The organism is Spirosoma endophyticum, from assembly GCF_900112365.1.
Classification (GTDB): domain Bacteria; phylum Bacteroidota; class Bacteroidia; order Cytophagales; family Spirosomataceae; genus Spirosoma; species Spirosoma endophyticum.
The window spans coordinates 935,454-955,041 of the sequence record NZ_FOLQ01000001.1 but is presented as its reverse complement, the minus strand read 5'-3'; the positions used below and the strand labels follow the sequence as shown (position 1 = coordinate 955,041).

16 protein-coding genes are annotated in these 19,588 nt (G+C 49.4%); 10 read left to right on the top strand and 6 right to left on the bottom strand.

Annotation, left to right across the window (positions count from 1 at the left end; genetic code table 11):
• Positions 1-5: 5 nt before the first annotated feature.
• The 3 genes from BM202_RS03730 to BM202_RS03720 all read right to left on the bottom strand — a co-directional run bounded on the left by BM202_RS03730 (position 6) and on the right by BM202_RS03720 (position 3,985).
• Positions 6-641 carry an ABC transporter ATP-binding protein gene (locus BM202_RS03730; protein ID WP_093823097.1) on the bottom strand — a complete coding sequence of 212 codons (636 nt, stop codon included), beginning with the start codon at positions 639-641 and terminating at the stop codon, positions 6-8.
• A gap of 94 nt (positions 642-735) precedes the next feature.
• Positions 736-2,847 (bottom strand): TonB-dependent receptor, encoded by a 2,112-nt coding sequence (locus BM202_RS03725; protein ID WP_093823096.1) that lies wholly within the window; start codon positions 2,845-2,847, stop codon positions 736-738.
• A 37-nt stretch (positions 2,848-2,884) separates the two neighbouring features.
• Positions 2,885-3,985 (bottom strand): SMP-30/gluconolactonase/LRE family protein, encoded by a 1,101-nt coding sequence (locus tag BM202_RS03720; protein WP_093823095.1) that lies wholly within the window; start codon positions 3,983-3,985, stop codon positions 2,885-2,887.
• A 193-nt stretch (positions 3,986-4,178) separates the two neighbouring features.
• Between BM202_RS03720 and pyrH the strand changes: the two genes are divergently transcribed.
• The 4 genes from pyrH to BM202_RS03700 all read left to right on the top strand — a co-directional run bounded on the left by pyrH (position 4,179) and on the right by BM202_RS03700 (position 8,788).
• Entirely contained in the window at positions 4,179-4,907 is a 729-nt protein-coding gene (gene pyrH / locus BM202_RS03715) for a UMP kinase (RefSeq protein ID WP_093823094.1), read from the top strand.
• A 124-nt stretch (positions 4,908-5,031) separates the two neighbouring features.
• On the top strand, positions 5,032-5,592 hold the full coding sequence (gene frr / locus BM202_RS03710) for a ribosome recycling factor (RefSeq protein WP_093823093.1): 561 nt from the start codon (positions 5,032-5,034) through the stop codon (positions 5,590-5,592).
• A 27-nt stretch (positions 5,593-5,619) separates the two neighbouring features.
• On the top strand, positions 5,620-5,847 hold the full coding sequence (locus BM202_RS03705) for a hypothetical protein (RefSeq protein ID WP_093823092.1): 228 nt from the start codon (positions 5,620-5,622) through the stop codon (positions 5,845-5,847).
• A 949-nt stretch (positions 5,848-6,796) separates the two neighbouring features.
• Entirely contained in the window at positions 6,797-8,788 is a 1,992-nt protein-coding gene (locus tag BM202_RS03700; protein ID WP_093823091.1) for a hypothetical protein, read from the top strand.
• Between the two features lie 396 nt (positions 8,789-9,184).
• On the opposite strand, the gene BM202_RS03695 is transcribed toward BM202_RS03700, so the two are convergent.
• On the bottom strand, positions 9,185-9,439 hold the full coding sequence (locus BM202_RS03695) for a hypothetical protein (protein ID WP_093823090.1): 255 nt from the start codon (positions 9,437-9,439) through the stop codon (positions 9,185-9,187).
• 139 nt (positions 9,440-9,578) lie between these two features.
• On the opposite strand from BM202_RS03695, the gene BM202_RS03690 reads away from it, so the two are divergent.
• Positions 9,579-12,167 (top strand): hypothetical protein, encoded by a 2,589-nt coding sequence (locus BM202_RS03690; RefSeq protein WP_093823089.1) that lies wholly within the window; start codon positions 9,579-9,581, stop codon positions 12,165-12,167.
• 68 nt (positions 12,168-12,235) lie between these two features.
• Here the strand turns inward: BM202_RS03690 and BM202_RS03685 are convergent, their stop codons facing one another.
• Positions 12,236-12,358: a 30S ribosomal protein THX gene (locus BM202_RS03685; RefSeq protein WP_093823088.1), complete on the bottom strand. Its 123-nt coding sequence runs from the start codon at positions 12,356-12,358 to the stop codon at positions 12,236-12,238.
• 62 nt (positions 12,359-12,420) lie between these two features.
• Positions 12,421-13,407: a glycoside hydrolase family 43 protein gene (locus BM202_RS03680; protein ID WP_093823087.1), complete on the bottom strand. Its 987-nt coding sequence runs from the start codon at positions 13,405-13,407 to the stop codon at positions 12,421-12,423.
• 216 nt (positions 13,408-13,623) lie between these two features.
• On the opposite strand from BM202_RS03680, the gene BM202_RS03675 reads away from it, so the two are divergent.
• From BM202_RS03675 to BM202_RS03655, 5 genes are all read left to right on the top strand, one after another.
• A complete protein-coding gene (locus BM202_RS03675) occupies positions 13,624-15,219 on the top strand; it encodes a carbohydrate-binding domain-containing protein (protein ID WP_218160505.1) in 1,596 nt (531 codons plus the stop codon).
• Between the two features lie 137 nt (positions 15,220-15,356).
• Entirely contained in the window at positions 15,357-17,015 is a 1,659-nt protein-coding gene (locus BM202_RS03670; RefSeq protein ID WP_093823086.1) for an SMP-30/gluconolactonase/LRE family protein, read from the top strand.
• 276 nt (positions 17,016-17,291) lie between these two features.
• Positions 17,292-17,741, top strand: coding sequence for a response regulator (locus BM202_RS03665; protein WP_245776508.1), 450 nt, complete (start codon positions 17,292-17,294; stop codon positions 17,739-17,741).
• A 174-nt stretch (positions 17,742-17,915) separates the two neighbouring features.
• Positions 17,916-18,314 (top strand): hypothetical protein, encoded by a 399-nt coding sequence (locus BM202_RS03660; protein WP_093823084.1) that lies wholly within the window; start codon positions 17,916-17,918, stop codon positions 18,312-18,314.
• Positions 18,315-18,376: 62 nt separating this feature from the next.
• Positions 18,377-19,543, top strand: a complete 1,167-nt coding sequence (locus tag BM202_RS03655) for a glycoside hydrolase family 43 protein (RefSeq protein ID WP_093823083.1) — start codon at positions 18,377-18,379, stop codon at positions 19,541-19,543.
• Positions 19,544-19,588 lie beyond the last annotated feature (45 nt).

The window sequence follows — 19,588 nt, the reverse complement described above, 5'->3', positions numbered from 1 at the left end:
TTAGTTTAGTTTACGGCTGCAATAACCCGTTCGCCAACCTGCCAGGTGCCCGTTAGGTCAAGGCCCGTCAGGCTGATGTCCTGGTGCGACGTGAGCAGAAACGATACGTTCTGTTCGGTGCGAAGTTGCCGGATATAGTCAAATAGCTTTGCGGCTGTTGCTACGTCTAAAGTCGTCAAAGGTTCATCGAGCAATACAAGTCGGGGCTCTCCAAGAAAGGCCAGTAGTAAGGATAGTTTTTTGAGCATGCCGCTCGAAAAAGTACCCGTCGTTTGTGTCCAGAATTTATCGACACCCAACGTTTCCAGTAACGTATCGACTTGACCAGGTGGGGCTTTCTTGGCCTGTCCAACGAATCCGACCAGGTCTCGGGGCGTTAGAAAGGCAGGGTAAAGAGGTTCAGCTTCCGCATAATTAACGCGAAATCGGTACGCCACCGGATCACGGTTGATTTCGTACTGGTTCTCCAGCAAAATCTCGCCCGAAAATGGCAACAGACCCGCAACGGTTCGGAAAAATGTTGTTTTCCCGGAGCCGTTTCCGCCCCGAAAATAGTGAATGCCGGGCGACAGACGCAGTTCCGGTACCATCAGAACAGTACGACCGCTGTACGCTTTAGTGAGGTTAGTAACGGTAAGCACTAGTGGAATGATAAATGATGAGTGGCAAGTTAAATAGAAGCCATAAGCTGATACGTACCACTCATCATTTATCATTCATAATTCATCATTCCCATTACCATTTCACGCTTAACCGAACGCCACCGAGGCCATTACGGGCGGGAGCTGCGTTAAAATAGCGGTTGCCAACGGCATTCAGGTCGTAGCCCAGCGAGTAGGTTCGATCCAGTAAATTGTCGCCACTGGCGTAAACATCAAGCCCCCAGTTTTTGCCCAGCGACCGACGGTAACCCACCGTGGCCTGTAGCAATTGATAGGGGTCCGACAACGCGGTGTTGGCATCGTTAAGCGGAAATTCTTTCAGGAACTGGAACGTCACGTGCGCATAAAAACCCGAGCGGGTTTCGGCATCCAGGCCCGTAACGTAGGTGGTTGGCGCTACGCCCGGTACCCGGTTGTTCGACAGGTCGGCCGTGCCTTGCTGGTAATCCTTAAAGCGGTAGTTCGTGAGGGTCAGGCTGTTCCAGAATCTAAGCAGGGAGAAAAGAGACGTTGGTGTCGCCGTGGGCGAGATGAAATCATAGGCCAGTTGGGCTTCCAGTCCCTGCTGATCCGTGCGACCCGCGTTGACAAAAAATTCGGCTCCGGCCGCATCCGATCGCCGGACAATGGTTTCGCGGAGTTGAAACTGATAAACGGCTACGTCAAAACGAAGCTTGCTGTTGAAAGCCAATCCACGGATGCCCACCTCATAACTGGTGCCACGTTCGGGATTGAGTGTCGTGTTAAAACCGCCCGCCGAAGGGCGAACTTCCTGACTCGACGGGGCTGAATAACCGGTACTGATGCTCAAAAAAGCCGATACGTTCTGGCCGAACGTGCGGAGCAGTGAGACGCGCGGCAGCCAGACCGGCGTGAAGGTTCGTGCCAGCAACGTAGCGGGTAACGCACCAATGGCCCGCGTTGGAAAGCGGGTGAAATCATAACTGACATTATTGCGACTCAGGCCCGCTGTCAGTCGAAAACGGGCGGGAAGTTCGACTTCGGCCTGGGCAAAAAGAGTCGATTGTCGCGCGATCAATTCTTCGTCAGTCTGGATCGTGTCCGCTACACCAAGTCGATTGCCGAAGTTACGGTCTACCGTAAACGTGCGCAGAAATTCTCCTCCGAACGTAACAGTTGCGGGTAATGGAGCATTCGGGAACCGAACTTGTGTAACGGTTCGGCCGCCCAGTCCCTGATCAGTACGCCGTTCGTAATTGGTGATAAATGGGTTGGCGAAATCAGTGGTGGAACCGAAAATGACCGTTGTATTCTGAATTCGATCATTCCACTTGTATTCGTGTGAAAGCCCCAGATAGCCTACTTTCTGATAAATACCCGCCTGTTGGGCAGCACTGCTCGGCAGCGTTGCGGTGGCCGGACGCGACGCGCGTGGATTTGCTCTAAATTGGGCTTCGGTCAGGCCGCCGGGCGTTTGATAATGCAGGTCTGAATATAAGGCCAGCACGGAAATGGTTCGTTTTGGACTGACTGAAAATGAGCCAATCAAGCTCAGATTGTCGCGCACAACGGCGCTCTGGTCCCGATAGCCATCTGACTGCAAATGATTATAATTGAGGGATATAGCGGAATTGTTCTTGCCGGTTTGTACCGAAATGCCGTTACCGTACAACCCATAACTTCCACCCAGTGCCGACACTTCGACACTGCTTTTATTAGCCGGAACGGCCAGTCCACTAAACAGAATCGTGCCACCCGTGCCCGCTCCATACAAACTTCCCGACGGTCCTTTTATGACTTCAATACGTCCCAATGCCCGCACATCCAACGCGTTGAGGGGCGTGTTTCCGCCCGCGTCTGTAAGCGGCAATTCATTCCAGTACGTCTTGATGTTTCGTACGCCAAAAGGTGAACGTATCGCACTGCCCCGAATGGCCAGCCGGTAACTCCCCGGCGACCGCTCGTCGGCCCGCACACCGGGCAACGTATTGAGCGCGGGTACGAGTGTAGGAATGCCAAAGCGCTGGTTCAAATCCCGCCGGGTCAGTAACCCGACTGACGCCGGTGTTTCCAGTAACCGCCGATTGGTTGCGTAGCCGCGCACAACGACCTCGTTGAGTTGGAGCGTGTCATCTAAAGAGGTTGGGGTAGGGGTTTGGGCGAGAAGAACCGTTGAGGAAGCTCCAAGGATTGAAGTAGCTAGTAGTAAAAGTACGTTGCGCATGTAATTTCAGAAATGTCTGTAAAAGTACAACGTAGCGTTATGGAGTTGGCAATTTCACCCGATATAATCCGAATGGATAGGCCACCTTATCTTCGCCGTTATTGTATCGCTTGGTCCGTTGAATCTGGGCGGCCGTTACGTAGAGATACCCATCGGAGCCAATGCCGAAACTGTCGGGCCAGAGAAGTCGATCGTCCTGTACCAGCGTTTTAAGCTGGTGGTCAGGTGTGAAGTAACGTATCGCTTTATGGGGCGAATCTGTCAGGTAAACGTTTCCGGCTTTGTCGGCAATCATGCCGTGCGAGACGCCTGTTTCGCCCATTATCTCGACGTGTGAAGCTAGCTCGGTGGGCGTGAGTGCCGGATTCGCCAGGTAATCGGTAGCAATACGGAACAGTTTGGTTTGGGTAATCGGTCGAAAGTAGAGGTACTTAAAGTCGTGGGTCAGGGCAATACCGTTGACGTTGCTCTTAAAAGGATTTCCCTTGCTGTCCCGCACGTCTTTACTGTCGATGTTCAGCACAAAATTCGGATCAGCTTTCGTGGATTTATCGTTTTCCAGAACCGTCCGGCTTTTGCCCGAAGACAGATCCAGCACAACAATGGCTGCCCGACCGGGGTCTGACAAATACGCTAACTGCCGGCGTGTATCAACCTGCACATCATTCAGGCCCGTACGTTCGCGCGGTAAATCCTCGAAGCGATAGATTTTCTCGATTTTATTGGTTGTCAGGTTAATCTTCAGAAGTTTAATGCCCATGGGCATAGACTTCATACCGGCCGGGCTGGCCGGGTCAAGTACCCAGAGGGCGTTGGTCTGATCGACGAAAAGCGCCTGAACATTGATGAATCGATTCTGCGGATTCAGCGAGTCCCACTGATTCCATTCAGCATTGGGGTAGGGGCGTCGCTTTCCTTCGCCAGCTTTCCGGTCAACAATTTCCGCCAGCCCGTAATCATAATTTTCCGGATTTTTTGGAAACGTAACGAAAATCCGATTTTCCCTCGAAATGCCAAGCCCAATTGGCTGATGTTTACCAAACTCGGCCACTGTTTCCAGCTTCGGCGATTGAGTCGATTGAGCCGTGACAATCAGGCTGCTACAGAGGAAGAAGGTAGTGAAGAATGGTATTTTCATGAGAAAAATAGCGTCGAAGATACAGGTATAACGCCTGATGCTGGATAGAGTTTACACCCGGTAAGAACATCGGCCATACAAAAGGAAGCGGTCCTGAGTACGGGTCATTCAACAACCTTTTAGGCCTTCTTCGCCTGTTGCTCTTTCCTGCTTCCTCCCTTTTTACCTATCTTTGTCCGCAAAATTTCCCTTCATGACATCGCAAACCAAGTATAAGCGCATCCTGCTCAAATTGAGTGGGGAGGCTTTGGCTGGGCCTACCGGCTACCACATTGACCCTGCCGTACTGGAACAGTACAGCAAAGAGATTAAGAAAGTAGTTGACATGGGTGTACAGGTAGCTATCGTTATTGGCGGTGGCAACATCTTTCGGGGTGTCTCGGGCGAACGCTCGGGTATCGACCGTGTCCAGGGTGACTACATGGGTATGCTCGCAACGGTTATCAATGCCATGGCAATCCAGAGTTCACTCGAAAAGCACGGCATGTATACGCGTGTGATGTCGGCCATTAAGATGGAGCAGGTTTGCGAGCCCTACGTGCGTCGTCGGGCTGTACGCCACCTCGAAAAAGGCCGGGTGGTCATCTTCGGAGCGGGGATGGGCAACCCTTATTTTACGACGGATTCGACGGCGGCCTTACGGGCCATTGAAATTGAAGCGGACGCCGTATTGAAGGGTACCAAGGTAGATGGCGTTTATACCGCCGATCCGATGAAGGATAAAACCGCTACGCGATATACCTGCATCACCTTCGAAGACGTTTACGAAAAGAAACTAAGCGTAATGGATCTGACCGCGTTCACGCTTTGTCAAGAAAACAATTTGCCAATCATTGTTTTTAACATGAATCAGGGTGGAAGTCTGGTAAGGCTGATTCAGGGTGAAGACGTTGGTACGTTGATTTCTGCGGAATGTGCCTAGAAATTACGTGGAGAAGTTGTAAAGTTAGTTTGTTGTAGAGTTATAAAGTTCAGATTTACAGCGCTTAACGTTACATCTCTAGTCCTTGCAACTATATAACTGTACTACTTTATACCTTTTTATAATGGAAGAGATCGAGCTGTTTCTCGACGATGCAAAAGACACGATGGAAAAAGCGCTCAAGCACTTGTCCATCGAATTAACTAAAATTCGTGCCGGGAAGGCCAACGCTGGCATGCTTGATGGAATTCAGGTTGAATATTACGGGATGCCATCGCAGTTGCATACGGTAGCTTCCATCAACACACCGGATGCCCGTACCATTGTGATCAAACCTTTTGAAAAAAAGCTCATTGGCGAAGTTGAAAAGGCGATTCGTAACTCTAACCTCGGCCTCAATCCGAACAATGACGGGGAACAAATCCGGTTAAGTATCCCGCCAATGACCGAAGAGCGTCGTCGAGATCTGGTGAAGAAGGTAAAGCAGGAAGCCGAAACGGCTAAAGTGAACATCCGTAATATCCGTAAGGCCACCAACGATGATATTCGCAAACTGGTGAAAGATGGCGTATCGGAAGATGCAGTGAAAGTGGGCGAAGAGCGTGTTCAGAAATTAACCGATGCGTTCATTGCCCGCGTTGACGAGACGTTCGTGGCAAAGGAGCGGGATATTTTAGTGGTATAATAGCAAACTACAAAACGCGACCTGGCGATGAAGACAGCAGCACTTATAGTACTTGGCGCCATCGGATTCTGGTCGTGCGAGGGGGGGAGTTTCAAGAAAAAGAACTGCAAAAGCTGTGAAACCGTGACCACCGGGCAAAACTCGCAGCCAACGCGCATCACAAATGACGTTTGTGGTGATGACGAAGTGGCCGCGCACATTGTAGCCAACACGACCAGTAATAGTAGCGTAACCGTTGTCACTACGTGCAAATGATCTTTTCATTAAACAGTTGTGTTGCCGGCACTGCTCGATTGGGTGCTCGAACATAGATTAAAACTGTTTGAGAGCTTATTTGCTAAACATACAAACGCCGATCCTTTTAAAGATCGGCGTTTGTATGTAATTCATATTTTCGGGATCTTAAGGCGACTTATACGACAGAATACACACAAGATGATAATTGTGACGGTTTTTGATGCCGATTTTTATAGTCAGGTTCGTTAAATTCTTACCTTGCGATACCCAAGTCATTGGGCTAGATAAACTATTGGAATCCCGGCCAGCATATGCCAGCCGGGATTTTCTTGTTTCCACTTTCTACAACTTTCCAGCCAAGGTTATGTTTGAAATAAGTTCGCCTATTTTTGCCCTTGAACTGTTCGCACTTACATAGTATGTATTCATGTAAGGCCAATGATCGAGTGACTACTCTATTGAGCACGTTATATTAATCAGTAAGCTATTTGTATTAATAGAGTCAGCCTAAAACAGCCTCATAATCCAGCGGACGATAAATACCAACAGCGTACCCGAGATGAGGAAAATGAGTGTCCAGGGACCGGGAATGAGTGGGAAAGATTTCTTTTTCATACTTGATAGACACAAAACTAACTAAAAGTAGCAACAGCCTGTGCATATATGAAATGTAACTATTAAAAGATTTGAATAAATACTTATTTATCAAGTGGTAGGCTGAATATATGAATAAGTGATTGAATCAACAGAATATGGTTATTCTATAAATTGATGTAACTAATGTTAGGTACGTATGTCGAGTATTTTGCCAGACAGTGACGTATACTTAGCTAAGTATTTACTCCCACTGGATTTGTTTCTATCGTTTGCCAGAGGGAACCTCCCTGGCAGCAGAGATTCAGGAATCAAACATAATTGGGAGAATAAAGCGTTAAGCGGGTAGTAGTTCTTAATCGACAAGGTTAGCATGAAGGCAAGAAAATTTCTTTTTGGGCTCGGGTTTACGTTCATCACCATACAGCATTCGGTCGAAGCACAGCCGTATCGCTACTCAATAGCAGCAGGGTCCAATAATACACAAGTCATTAAAAAAGAATCGAAACCCAACTCCAATGTCTTTGACCAGGTAGTTAGCACCCTGCCGTCTGATGCTGTGCAGGGGCGATCGGGTGGGCGCTCGTTAGTACCCTACGCACCAGAACCGAAAGGCCAGGTCAATATGACACAGTTCGGCACGGGCAAGTACTACTCCCCAAACTTTCATTTCTGTATCGATGTACTGGGCAATAAATCGGTGACAGAGCGGAAGGCAGTCGGTATCAATACATTCACGACCTGGTCGGTTAAGCCTGAACACAAATCACAACTGGTTTTTGGCGATGAGATGCACTATGCCACCGAGAATTTTCTGGGGGATATGCGGAATGCAAACTTCTATTTCAACTCGCTGCAATCGTTTTTTAATTTCGCCTGGGGCGCCGTTCCCGCCATGGGCTATGGTGGATGGGCGAATACCAAGTACCTTGTTTATGACATAGAAAGCAGTCTCTGGCTAAATGCCGGTAACGCTGAAGAAGGCCCACTACCTGGCTGGAATGATGCGGGTTACTTCTCAAAACAGGGGAGTAGTAATGGAAATTGGCACGACATCAAGAAGCGGCCTATTCAGCTGGAAAGCTCAAAAGAAACGATTACGATTGAGCAATTGGCGGCACGTGGGCAAGCGGCCTGGATGAATGAGATGTTTGTTCGCCGGGCTAACCGACTTACATTACTCCTGGAAATCGCTCGCCGGAAAGGGAAACCCGGCAGTAAAGTCTCGTTAGGCGCTTCGATGGCGCAGGGTGAACCCCGCATAGACTTCGAAAAAGGGAACGGTATCTTTCTGGAAGGAATCTGTGTCGTGTCGAATATCGGTGGTGACAGTCAGGGAAATCTTACGCTCAAGAAGCCAGGGGGAGGCACAGAAACCTTCCGGTTCAATGGTGGATTCTACGATCACGAAGATTTTGATCAGGGCTACTGGTATCGCGGTTATCCCGATTTTGATGAATGGGACAAGGAGGACATCTTCACGAAGAAAAAAGCGGGAACGCAAACGTATCCGTATGTGTGGAGCAAAATCAAACCGCTCCACATCGTTGGTGAGGAGAAAGGGTATATTCAGGAAAATCGACGGTTGATGCGGGCCAGAAATGGCAAGGTACGTCCGTTCTGGCGCCAGATCGAGCCATTCTACGAAGGCGACTGGCACGCGCCTTTCGCGGAGGTTCAGAACATTCGCCGGTATGGAAATGACAACTTTCGTGATACGCCCAAGCTCTGGCAGCCGCCTTACGAACAGTATTCGCGCTACGTGGTCACGCGATTTTTTGCGGGCGACGAACCCGACTGGGGTTTTTATCTCTTCCCAACCGATCCGCCTGATATTACCAAAGACCTGAGCAATCCGGCAGATCCCGATACAAAGGCGTACTATAATTTCTATCAGCACCCGGTTTCGGCTATGCTACAGGCCCGAGCGGATTTACAGCCCTACGAGACGTATTATCCGGGTAGTACGTTGGTTGAAGACCCAGAAGTACAGGTTAATCAAACGGGTAGCTTTGTGGCGTATAACGGGGTGGCTGCGGTAAATAACAATGCGGGAAATCATGGACCCAAACGACCGGCCTACATGCTACGTTACAAAGCTGTACCCGGCGGCTGGCGCGTGTTGATAATGGGCGGTATGCAGCAGAACTGGGGTGAAGAACGTATCGATATTGTGCGCATACCGGGGGGTGGATTAAACGGTAATCAGTTCAAGGTTAAGCTACGAGGCCCGGCGGCCCAGGTCTACGAGTTTATGGTCAAGTCGGCCGATAGAAACCAAACTTACGAAGTGTTGCCTGCTGCGCAATCCGCCTGGGAAAAGCCCGGCTATGCGGGGCGAGTAGGCGCTTTGCCGAGTAATTGACGTAACGCAGGTTGCCTGCGTAGTGTACAAAACCAAAAAGCCGGTCATATCTAAATATGGATCGGCTTTTTGGTTTTAAGTTGGTCTGAGTGAGCCGCAGAAATCATTAGGTCGTACACTTTAAGCAGGTCATTTAGCTCGTTTATCAACTGACTTTGCAGTTCTCTGCACGTTGAAGTGATTGGCGTAATTGTATCAGCATACATACGTATCCACTTTCCCACCACTGCATTATCCGGATCGATCTCTACGTGCCGAGTCTACAAGATTTTGGGTTTATATGGCGAACTACCAGGGAAATAGGGATTGAACTTGTAGGAAACAATACGAATAAACGAACAAGCCCGGCGCATTGGTCGGGCTTGTTGGCTTCTGTACATCATAGGTTGGTAAATGCTAGGTCGTATGTCGAATGGCGGCCTTCAGATAATCGAGGGCGGTTCGGCTGATGATTTGATCATCTACATCGGATATGCGTTCGCCCCGGTGTTCGTAGGGCCATACCTCACCCGTGAGCGCGTCGAAAATGCCGTAGGGAACCAGATCGTATTCTTCATAACCCCAGAACAAAAAATCATGTGCGTCGGAGGTGTTGTCGAACCCCACGGCGTAGCCAATTTCCTGCTGAGCGAAAACAACGATGTAGCGCATATCACTATATACGCGAAAAGCGATACTGCGGTTGCGTCGTTGCTTTTTTTGTTGGATAATTCCCTGTCAACAATCGCATGCCTGGTCTATCCGTTTTACCACAAAGCCGTATCTTTGGACTACGTATTGTCTTTGTTATATGAACCAACCAACCCTGTTCCATCGCCTGCGCCCGCACCTGATTGCGGTGCTGGGGCTGCTCGTGCTGGCCATTATTTACTTCTCGCCGGTGCTTTCGGGCAAAACACTCTCCATGTCCGATGTACAACAGAGCATGGCCTCCGCCCAGGAAATTCGTGATTTTGCCAAGCAAACGGGCGAAAAGCCACTCTGGACGGATGCTGTTTTCAGTGGTATGCCGGCCTACATGATTGACTTTAATTATCCTTATATTTTTGTTTACAAGGCCGTTATGGGGGTAGTTAGCCTGCTGCCCAATACAGCGAGCGTGGTGTTTGTCGTCATGCTCTGTGCCTATTTACTACTGGTTGTGCTGGGGTGTAATCCCTGGTTATCGTCCTTAGGGGCAGCGGCTTATGGCTTCGGTACACTGGGTATCGTTAGTCTGGAGGCCGGTCACATTTCCAAGCTCTATGCTATGGGCTTTGGGGCTGGTTTACTGGCAGGCGTCATACTGGCGCTACGGGGTCGTTACTGGCTCGGAGCTGCGGTAACGGGCCTTTTCTTGAGTTTAGAGTTCGGAGCAAACCACATCCAGATCACGTATTATCTGTTCCTAACCATTGGGCTGTATGTGCTCATCGAGGGTATTGCGCTGATTCGGGGGGGAAAGACAAAGCAACTGGCCCTGGGCCTGGCAACGTTGGCCGTGGCGGGTGCATTGGCGGCTGGAAGCTTTGGCAAGCGGTTGCTGGTGCTCAATCAATACACCAAAGAAACCATTCGCGGTACGTCGGAGCTAACGGCCAAAACGACTAATCCCGATGGGAAATCAGCGAGTAGCGAATCGAAAGGTGGATTGGATAAAGACTACGCGTTCACGTATAGCTATGGTAAGGCCGAAACCTTAACGCTGCTCATACCCAATGCGTTCGGGGGTGCTTCGGGTGGTGGTCTGGGTACTGATTCCGAATTTTATAAAGCCATGACGAGCCGGGGTGTTGACCCCGCGGCTGCCAAGCAGATGGCCGAGCTGGGTGCGCCAACGTACTGGGGCGATCAGCCGATGGTAGGCGGGCCTGCCTACGCGGGGGCGGCCCTGATCTTCCTGTTTGTGTTGAGTATGTTCGTGATCCGAACCCCGATCCGGTGGTGGCTGCTGAGTGCCACGGTGTTCATGATCATGCTGGCGTGGGGTAAAAACTTGCTGGCGTTCAACGGATTTCTCTTCGATTTTTTACCCTATCTGAACAAGTTTCGGGCAATGACGATGGCGCTTTGCCTGGCGCAGTTATTCCTGGGTGTAGGAGCGGCATTGGGCATACAAACGATTGTAGACCAGAAGTTAACCTTCGCACAACTGCGGCAGCCGTTGCTTATCAGCTTTGGCCTGACAGGCGGTTTGGCCTTGATACTGGCCTTGCTGGGTAGTGCGTTCTTTAGCTTTCAGACACCCGTTGACCTTGACCGGCTAGCGTCCTATTTTGGCGAAGCGGCCAAAGACTTTCAGACCGCGCTCATCAGCGATCGGCAGAGTATGCTACGTAGTGATGCCTTTCGTTCATTGATCCTGATCCTGATAACGGCAGGGGCTCTTTGGGCGTTTGTAACGGGCAAAATCAAATCCGGTATTTTCTATCCCGTGTTGCTGGCCGTCGTTATTTTCGACCTGTTTAGCGTGGATAAGCGGTTCCTGAATAACGCCGATTTCATTACCAAGACGCAGGCCAACCAGATTTTTGAGCCGACAGCAGCCGACCAGCAGATTTTACAGGATAAATCGCTGGGCTATCGCGTGTTCGATCAAACGGGCTCGTTCATGGAAACCAACCGGACGTCGTATTTCCACCGGTCAATTGGTGGTTATAATACGACCCGCTTACGTCGGTATAACGAACTGATCAACTACGCTTTTCAGCGTAATACGCACCCGATTCTGAATATGCTGAATGCAAAGTATGTGATTCAGCAAGGGCAGCCTGACCCCGCCAATCCGCAACAGCAAACGGGACCCGTTGCGTTGCCCAATCCTGAAGTGATGGGCGCGGCCTGGTTTGTCGGAACGGTGCAGCAGGTAGGCAATGCCGATGAGGAAATGGCAGCCATGAAGACGCTGAACCCACGCGATTCGGCGGTAGTTGACAAACGGTTTGCGGCCGAGCTAGGTGGCTTGCCGGGTACCCTCGACCATACGGGTAGCACAATCCAACTCACGAGCTATAGACCCGATAAGCTGATTTATCAGGCCAACGCGGTTAAAGATGGCCTGGTGGTTTTCTCTGAAGTGTATTACCGGGGTCATGAAGACTGGCAGGCATTTATCGACGGCAAGCCGGCCCCACACCTACGCGCTGACTACGTACTGCGGGCCATGAAAGTTCCGGCTGGTAAACACACCATTGAGTTCCGGTTCGATCCGCCCCTGGCGCACACCGGCGACACGATTGATCTGATTTGCAACGTATTACTGATTGCCCTGATTGGTTTTGTTGGCTTTCGGGAAGGTCGTAGTCCGCGCTCTGAATCAACCCCTGCGTCGCCCATTGTCCCCGTGGCTCCGGACGTACTGAAACCCGAAACAAAGGGAGCGAAAGTAAAAACGCGCTAACAGAGTAGCTTACAAAGCAAAACGCGTCGCTATCAATCAGATGGCGACGCGTTTTGCTTTGTAACGAATCAATCTTTTGGTTTTGCCTCCGGTATAGAGACGATCAGCTTTCTGGTTGGGTGAGGACGGCTAAGCCCGTATGAACTCCTTGCAATTTTTCCTTTGCGGGTTTTTATATCGCCTTTGCCCATGATCGAAGATTCGTTTAGTTATCTAGGTAGTACAGATAAAAGACTGTATTTGTTCAGTTTACTTACTTCAAAGCTCGGGCCTCCACACCGGCAACCGTAATTTTAACGGGTTTGATGGTGCCATTGGCATCGAAATACATCCGGTCAATGCAGGTTTCGCGGTGATTACCATCTGTCTCGCCCAGTGGACGACGGTGATAAACGATGTACCATTCGTCGGTGCCGGGAACCTGAATAACTGAATGATGACCCGCGCCGGTTGCTACGGTCGGGTCCTGCTGGAGAATTTTGCCCACCCGCTCAAACGGTCCAAATGGCGATTTGGATACGGCATAAGCCACTGAGTAATCGGGGCCGGTCCAGCCGCCTTCCGACCACATGAAATAATACTGGCCATTGCGAACAAACATGATTGGGCCTTCCACGTAGTTTTTGGGCGTGACCTCGCGATACGTAGTACCGTCGGAAAATGGTAGAAAGCCGGTAAAATCGTCGTTCAGTTGGGCGATGTTGCAATGGCCCCAGCCGCCGTAAATCAGATAATATTTGCCATCCTGGTCTTTGAAAACAAACTGGTCGATGGGCTGGGCACCGTTGTGAATCTGACCTACCAACGGTTTGCCTAAATAATCACGGAAAGGACCCGCCGGACTGTCGGCCACGGCTACACCAATGCCGCCTACTTCTTTCTTGTCGTCATGAATGTCGTTAGCGCCAAAGAACAAATAATACTTGCCGCCTTTTTCGATAATGGCCGGAGCCCACATGGCTTTTTTTGCCCATTTCACCGCCGTTGAATCCAGAATGCGACTGTGTTTGGTCCAGGTTACCAGATCCGGTGACGAAAACGCATCGAAGAAAATCTGCTGCTTGTAAGGTGCCGAAAAGGTTGGGTAAATCCAGTAGTTCTTGCCAAAAATAGTTGCTTCGGGGTCAGCATACCAGCCCGGAAAGACAGGATTATTCACTTTTTTGGCAGTTTGAGCCAGACCGGGAAACGTAATGAACGTAAGAGCGGAAACTGCGAAAGCTAATCGTAAACGAGACATACAGGGAGTAAAGAGAAGGTAGAGATTACAAAGAAAAGTAAAAACAAAACGTATCAGGGTACTACTGTGCCAGAAAGTGAAATTGACGGGTCGCCGGTTGATTGTGCGCACCCTTTACCGACACAATCGCCCTATTTACCGCAAACCTGTTTCCCTGAGCAACACCCCATTGGCTGAATGCGTACTAACCAGTAGATAACCGATCAAAACATCAATATGACAAGTGAAGGCAACGAATTCCTGAAAAAAAGTTTGACTAGCCTCTCGGGCGGAAAAGCGTCAAAGCGGGCAACAGCTATGAGTGCCGTTCTTTTTTTAGTGTTGGCCACGCTATTTTCCTGCTCCAAAGAAAGTGACAACGTAACGGCCGGAGGTGGTACGTCAACAACGGGCACATCCATTGCTATTGACAGTACCACTACCTCGGTTAGTACGCCGGAAGGAAGTACGGCTACCGCCACCAATGCCGATGATTTGCTGGCGAACTCAATATTTTCGTCAACGGTGACGATTGGTTTCGGTACAACCAGCACAATTACCAATCCGCTATCTGCCAAAGGTGTTACGATCACAGAAGCTAATGGCGATGTTACGATCAACTCGACCGCTTCGGAAGTTGAGTATATCCTGTCGGGAACAACCACGAATGGCTCGGTGAAAATCTACAGCGATAAGAAATTTAAACTCACGCTGAACGGGGTCACGATTACGAATGCCGACGGTCCTGCCATCAACATTCAATCGGGCAAACGGTCATTCCTGGTGTTGAACGACAACACAACCAATACGTTGACGGACGGTGCTACGTATACAGCCAGTGGCACGGAAGACATGAAGGGGACTCTATTCAGTGAAGGCCAACTGATCTTTACGGGTAATGGAACCCTGAACGTAAGAAGTAATTACAAGCACGCCATCAGTAGTGATGATTATGTGCGTATCCTCAGCGGGACGATTAATGTGACTGGTGCCGCATCGGATGGCATTCACACAAATGATGCGTTTATTGCCGATGGGGGTACGGTATCAATTACGGCATCGGGCGACGGCATTCAATGCGATGAGGGATATATCGTGATCAACAACGGTATGTTTACGATCAACGTAGCCGACAAAGGAATTTCGGCGGCCTACGATACAGACACTACTATCGATCCCTATCTTGTCATTAATGGTGGTACGATTGCGATCAACTCGACGGCTGGCGAAGGGATCGAAACGAAAAGTACCATGACCATCAATGGCGGAAACATCACCACAAAAACCCTGGACGATGGGTTGAACGCGAAATCGTTTATCTACATTAACGGGGGGAACATATATGCTTACAGCACGTCAAACGACGCCATCGACTCGAACGGCAAGATTACAGTGACTGGTGGTAAGATCGTAGCCGTCGGGGCTGCTTCGCCCGAAGAGGGATTTGACTGCGACAATAATACATTTAAAATAACCGGCGGCATACTGGTAGGCGTTGCCGGTGCTACCAGCTCACCTACCGCGAGCGCTAGCACCCAACCGGCTGTCATTCTGGGTGGCGGAACGGCCAATCAACTGGTCAATATTCAATCTAATGATGGGGCCGAATCGCTGACCTTCCTGATTCCAAGAACGTATACAACCATGCTGTTTTCAAGCCCTAAATTGAAAGTTAATACGTCCTACAAAGTGTATACGGGCGGCAGCGTGACGAACGGCACAAACCTCAATGGCTTATATACGCGCGGTACGTATGTCATAGGAACCCAATCATCTACATTCACTACGAGCAGCATGGTAACGAAAGTTGGGGGTAACACTGGACGAGGGTAGATGACAGCCTGGGCTCGAAACGAAGCGATCGTACCTGCTACCTGAAAGATATTTTTTCAGGTAGCGGGTACGAAGTATAAATGCCTTTCTGCATACTTCAGGCTTGTAACGATCCTAGTACTCATGCCCTTCCGTCTATGAAAGTCCTTCATCTGCTTTTCTTTTTCGCCCCCGTTTGGCTTTTGGCTCAAACGCCCGATACGTACCCGGTTCATCCCGATGCGCAGCCACAGGAGGGGACTCCCAAAGGTGAAGTTCTTAAATTTACGTTTGAAACGTCCAGAATATTTCCCGGTACTTGGCGTGAGTATTGGGTCTATGTTCCCGCCCAGTATCAACCGTCTCAGCCGGCTTGTGTGTATGTCAATCAGGACGGTGTTCAGTGGCAGGCCCCCGTCGTTTTTGATAATCTGATTCATAAAAAAGAAATGCCCGTGACGATTGGGATATTCGTCATGCATGGGCGTGTCAAAGCCGCCAATGCTGACGCTGCCCTTGACCGATTCAATCGTAGTTATGAGTATGACGGTTTGGGGGATAACTACGCCCGGTTCTTGCTCGAGGAGCTTCTTCCCGACGTAGAAACTAAAAAAACGACTGACGGACGCGCCATTCGCCTGTCTCACAAGGGCAATGACCGCGCCATTGGTGGATCGAGTAGTGGGGCTGTTTGTGCGTTCACGGCCGCCTGGGAACGCCCCGATGCCTTTAGCCGGGTATTCAGCACGATTGGTACGTATGTCGGTTTGCGCGGGGCCGATCGGGATCATACACTCATACGGAAGTTTGAACCCAAACCACTACGTATTTTTCTACAGGACGGTGCCAACGACCTCAACATCTATGGGGGCGACTGGTGGATGGCGAACCAGACCATGGAACGAGCGTTGACGTTTGCCGGCTACGATGTGCAGCATATCTGGGGGGAAAGCGGCCATAACGGCAAACACGGAACGGCCATTTTTCCGGATGCCATGCGCTACTTATGGAAAGGCTGGCCCGAGCCTATCAAAACGGGAGCGTCAAAAAATCAGATGCTTACCGATATTTTGGTGCCCAATGAAGGCTGGCAACTGGTTGGCGAAGGCTATCGGCTGTCAGCAGGGCTTAGTGCCAATGCGAAAGGAGACATTTTTTTTGAGGATGGTACGGCCGCTAAGCGATGGAAGATAGACCCGGACGGTAAACTAACCAGGGTTGATCAGACCAATGAAAAAATTACCTCTATTACTGGGGGAGGTAAGGGCAATGGTCGTGTCGTAGACAATCGGGGAAACAGCTACGTTACCAGCCCGTCCCCGAAGGCCAATGAGCGGAGTAACGTATGGCTGATTCGGCCCGATGGTAAAAAAGTTGTGGTCGATACGGGTCTTATTTTGGCTAGCGGTGTAGCGCTTTCACCTGACCAAACGCTGTTGTATGTTGCCGATAAACGCTCACACTGGGTATACAGTTTTTCAATCGAGCCCGACGGAACGCTGGCGAATAAACAGAAATATTACTGGCTTCATTCGCCGGATACAGCCGACGATGCGGGCGCGGACGGAATCAAAACGGACCGCGACGGGCGACTCTATGTAGCTTCACGACTAGGCATTCAGGTATGCGACCAGGCGGGGCGGGTCAATGCCATCCTGCCAACTCCCAATGGAAAAGTGTCTGACATCTGCTTTGGCGGAGCGAACTTCGATATTCTCTACGCGACCTGCGGGGAGAACGTGTACAAACGCAAGCTGAATGTCAAAGGCGCTAACGCCTGGGAAAAACCCAACAAGCCTGTTGCACCGAAGTTATAAGTTAATTCGACAGGATTGAGCCTAGTAATCAGAAAATTCAAACTGAGGCACTCGCATTTTTAATGGAAGCCGCTTCTTTCAAAGTCTGCATATAGTTTATCGGGAGCTTTAAAAGTAAATGCAGCTAAATAAAGGGATACGTTTGTTATTAACGCTTTTTTTAGCCAGATGCTAATCAAGATTAGACTACCTTTCGCCTAATCAGTTTCAACTGAGTTCCTTCCCCGCCCCCTGCTCACTTAGCCGTCGGTCAAGTTGCTCCTTACCAACGTACTCTTGAAACCTAAATTTCTTATCATGCTGGTGGATGATGATGCTTTACTGTTAGGCATCTTGAGCCGGGCAGCCCAGGTCAGTTTTCCCGAAGCCTCCTTTATTCAAGTGCATACGTCTTCCGAGGCCACAACCTACATTCAGTCCTTAGAGGGTCATGGTCCCAAACTTGTTTTGTTAGACATTGATTTAGGGGGTAAACGGAGTGGCTTTGACTTCCTGGCTTTTCTGCGGATGCATACCGAAGCCCGCTTTTTGCCCATTGTCATACTGACGGTCGATGACTTGCCATCGACTATTGGGAATGCTTATAATGTGGGGGCCTCTTCCTTTACGGTCAAACCAACCAGCTTTGAGGGATGGAAGACTTACTTAGCCACCCTACAGCTTTACTGGTTCAGCACGGTAACCATCCCGCCCATTCGATTCCGAAAATGGGATTATTGGAAATAATAGCAGCGGCTCAGGTTAAATTTTATTGATCAATGCTGGAGTTTCAGCCCGGATTTTAGTTGGTGGAACTGAGTAAGAAAAAAGAAAGCCACTCCCGAAATGAAGCCCAATTAATGGCCGGGTTTATTTCGGGAGTGGTGTAACTTAGTACATACAAAGCCATATTACACGCTAATGGAACATAACAAGCTAAAGTTCAGCAACCTTCTGGAACAGTATGTATATGGCATAACAAGTATATATATTGCCCATGTTGACAGTGAAGCGCAATCCAAACTAATTAAGTTATTTAACAGTATTAATAAAGAACTACCCCTGAGAGCAAAGCAGTCAAAAGGGGAAGTAAGCGCTATTAAACAATTGATTGCAGCTCATCAGATCAAAATCAATCTTACCCTTTCCTACATCTTGCGGGTGGATACGCTGGTAGTAAAAGCAGAGAAAATTAGTCCAAATTCCGTCAAAACGGTTCGTTTAATTAGCCGTTATCTATCCCTGAAAAATAAGTATTCAGACGCTCTGGTTAAAATTCGGGTTCTCCAAAAAAAAGACATTGATAGCATTAAGAGATAACCAATGGTAAGTTTGAAGAGAAAAATAATTCAAATTGAGACAATACCCCAAAGACCAGTATCATGAACTATTTACGGCTCCTGTTTGGCTTTTTCGCGCCCCTGTTTTTTTGCCAGTTGAACGCCCAAACGACACAACGTATTACTACGGCCAAAGCCACTTATTCCAATCCACTGCCCGTCCAATTTGGTGATCCCTACGTTTTATACACCCAGGGTACCTATTATATGTACGGAACCGGCGGTGGGGCCGATAAAGGCTTTGTCACTTATTCATCAACAGATATGGCGAATTGGAAGCCGCAGGGGCAGGTATATTTCCATACGAACAAAAATGGCTGGAGCGATCCAAAAGCCAAATGGGACGGTGCTTATTGGGCACCTGAGGTATATGAAGTAAAAGGAAAGTTTTACCTTTTTTACAGCGCCCAATGGCGGAAAAACCCTACCCAGGAAGTGGAAAACTTCCGGATTGGCGTGGCCGTGGCTGATAAGCCTACCGGTCCGTTTATTGATCTGGCAACCAAACCACTTTTCGATCCGGGATACCCTGTTATTGATGCCAATGTGTTTTTTGAGCCCAACGGCAAAGCGTATTTATACTTTTCGCGTTGCTGCTACAAACATCCGGTCAAAAGTGAAGTGGCCACATTAGCCCGGGAAAAAGGGTGGTTCAACGAAATTGAAGAGAGCTGGGTATACGGCGTCGAACTCAAACCCGATTTTTCCGGCGTCATTGGTGAACCAGTCTTACTACTACGTCCACCTGTTGCCCTCAGCGATAAACAGGCCGAATGGGAAAGTCGATCGGTTACGGCTCGCGAAGTCAACCGCCGTTGGACGGAGGGCTCGGTTACGTTCAAAAAAGACAACACGTATTACATCATGTATTCGGCCAATCACTTCGGTGGCCAGTACTACGCCATTGGGTACGCTACGTCAAACTCGCCATTAGGTCCGTTTAAAAAAGCAGTCAATAATCCAGTATTGCAGAAAAATACCGATCAGGGAGGATCGGTAACGGGCACGGGGCACAACAGCATTGCTTACTCGCCGGACGGTAAAGAAATGTTCTGCGTCTACCACGCAAGAACCGAAAAAACCGGAGAAGAACGAGTTGTTTGTATTGATCGCATGGAAGTGAAAAACGGAAAAATAACAATCTTGGGCCCCACCACTACGCCCCAAAAGTGCCCTTCAGGCGTTGCAACGGCGGTTCATGGCCATTGATAACATTCGTTTAGGTATAGTCTATAGTTGAAAATTCCAGCATGA

Excerpts from the sequence above, each read along its gene's own strand:
- BM202_RS03725 (WP_093823096.1), bottom strand. The coding sequence starts at position 2,847 with ATGCGCAACGTACTTTTACTACTAGCTACTTCAATCCTTGGAGCTTCC.
- BM202_RS03720 (WP_093823095.1), bottom strand. The coding sequence starts at position 3,985 with ATGAAAATACCATTCTTCACTACCTTCTTCCTCTGTAGCAGCCTGATT.
- pyrH (WP_093823094.1), top strand. The coding sequence starts at position 4,179 with ATGACATCGCAAACCAAGTATAAGCGCATCCTGCTCAAATTGAGTGGG.
- frr (WP_093823093.1), top strand. The coding sequence starts at position 5,032 with ATGGAAGAGATCGAGCTGTTTCTCGACGATGCAAAAGACACGATGGAA.
- BM202_RS03705 (WP_093823092.1), top strand. The coding sequence starts at position 5,620 with ATGAAGACAGCAGCACTTATAGTACTTGGCGCCATCGGATTCTGGTCG.
- BM202_RS03700 (WP_093823091.1), top strand. The coding sequence starts at position 6,797 with ATGAAGGCAAGAAAATTTCTTTTTGGGCTCGGGTTTACGTTCATCACC.
- BM202_RS03695 (WP_093823090.1), bottom strand. The coding sequence starts at position 9,439 with ATGCGCTACATCGTTGTTTTCGCTCAGCAGGAAATTGGCTACGCCGTG.
- BM202_RS03690 (WP_093823089.1), top strand. The coding sequence starts at position 9,579 with ATGAACCAACCAACCCTGTTCCATCGCCTGCGCCCGCACCTGATTGCG.
- BM202_RS03685 (WP_093823088.1), bottom strand. The coding sequence starts at position 12,358 with ATGGGCAAAGGCGATATAAAAACCCGCAAAGGAAAAATTGCAAGGAGT.
- BM202_RS03680 (WP_093823087.1), bottom strand. The coding sequence starts at position 13,407 with ATGTCTCGTTTACGATTAGCTTTCGCAGTTTCCGCTCTTACGTTCATT.
- BM202_RS03675 (WP_218160505.1), top strand. The coding sequence starts at position 13,624 with ATGACAAGTGAAGGCAACGAATTCCTGAAAAAAAGTTTGACTAGCCTC.
- BM202_RS03670 (WP_093823086.1), top strand. The coding sequence starts at position 15,357 with ATGAAAGTCCTTCATCTGCTTTTCTTTTTCGCCCCCGTTTGGCTTTTG.
- BM202_RS03660 (WP_093823084.1), top strand. The coding sequence starts at position 17,916 with ATGGAACATAACAAGCTAAAGTTCAGCAACCTTCTGGAACAGTATGTA.
- BM202_RS03655 (WP_093823083.1), top strand. The coding sequence starts at position 18,377 with ATGAACTATTTACGGCTCCTGTTTGGCTTTTTCGCGCCCCTGTTTTTT.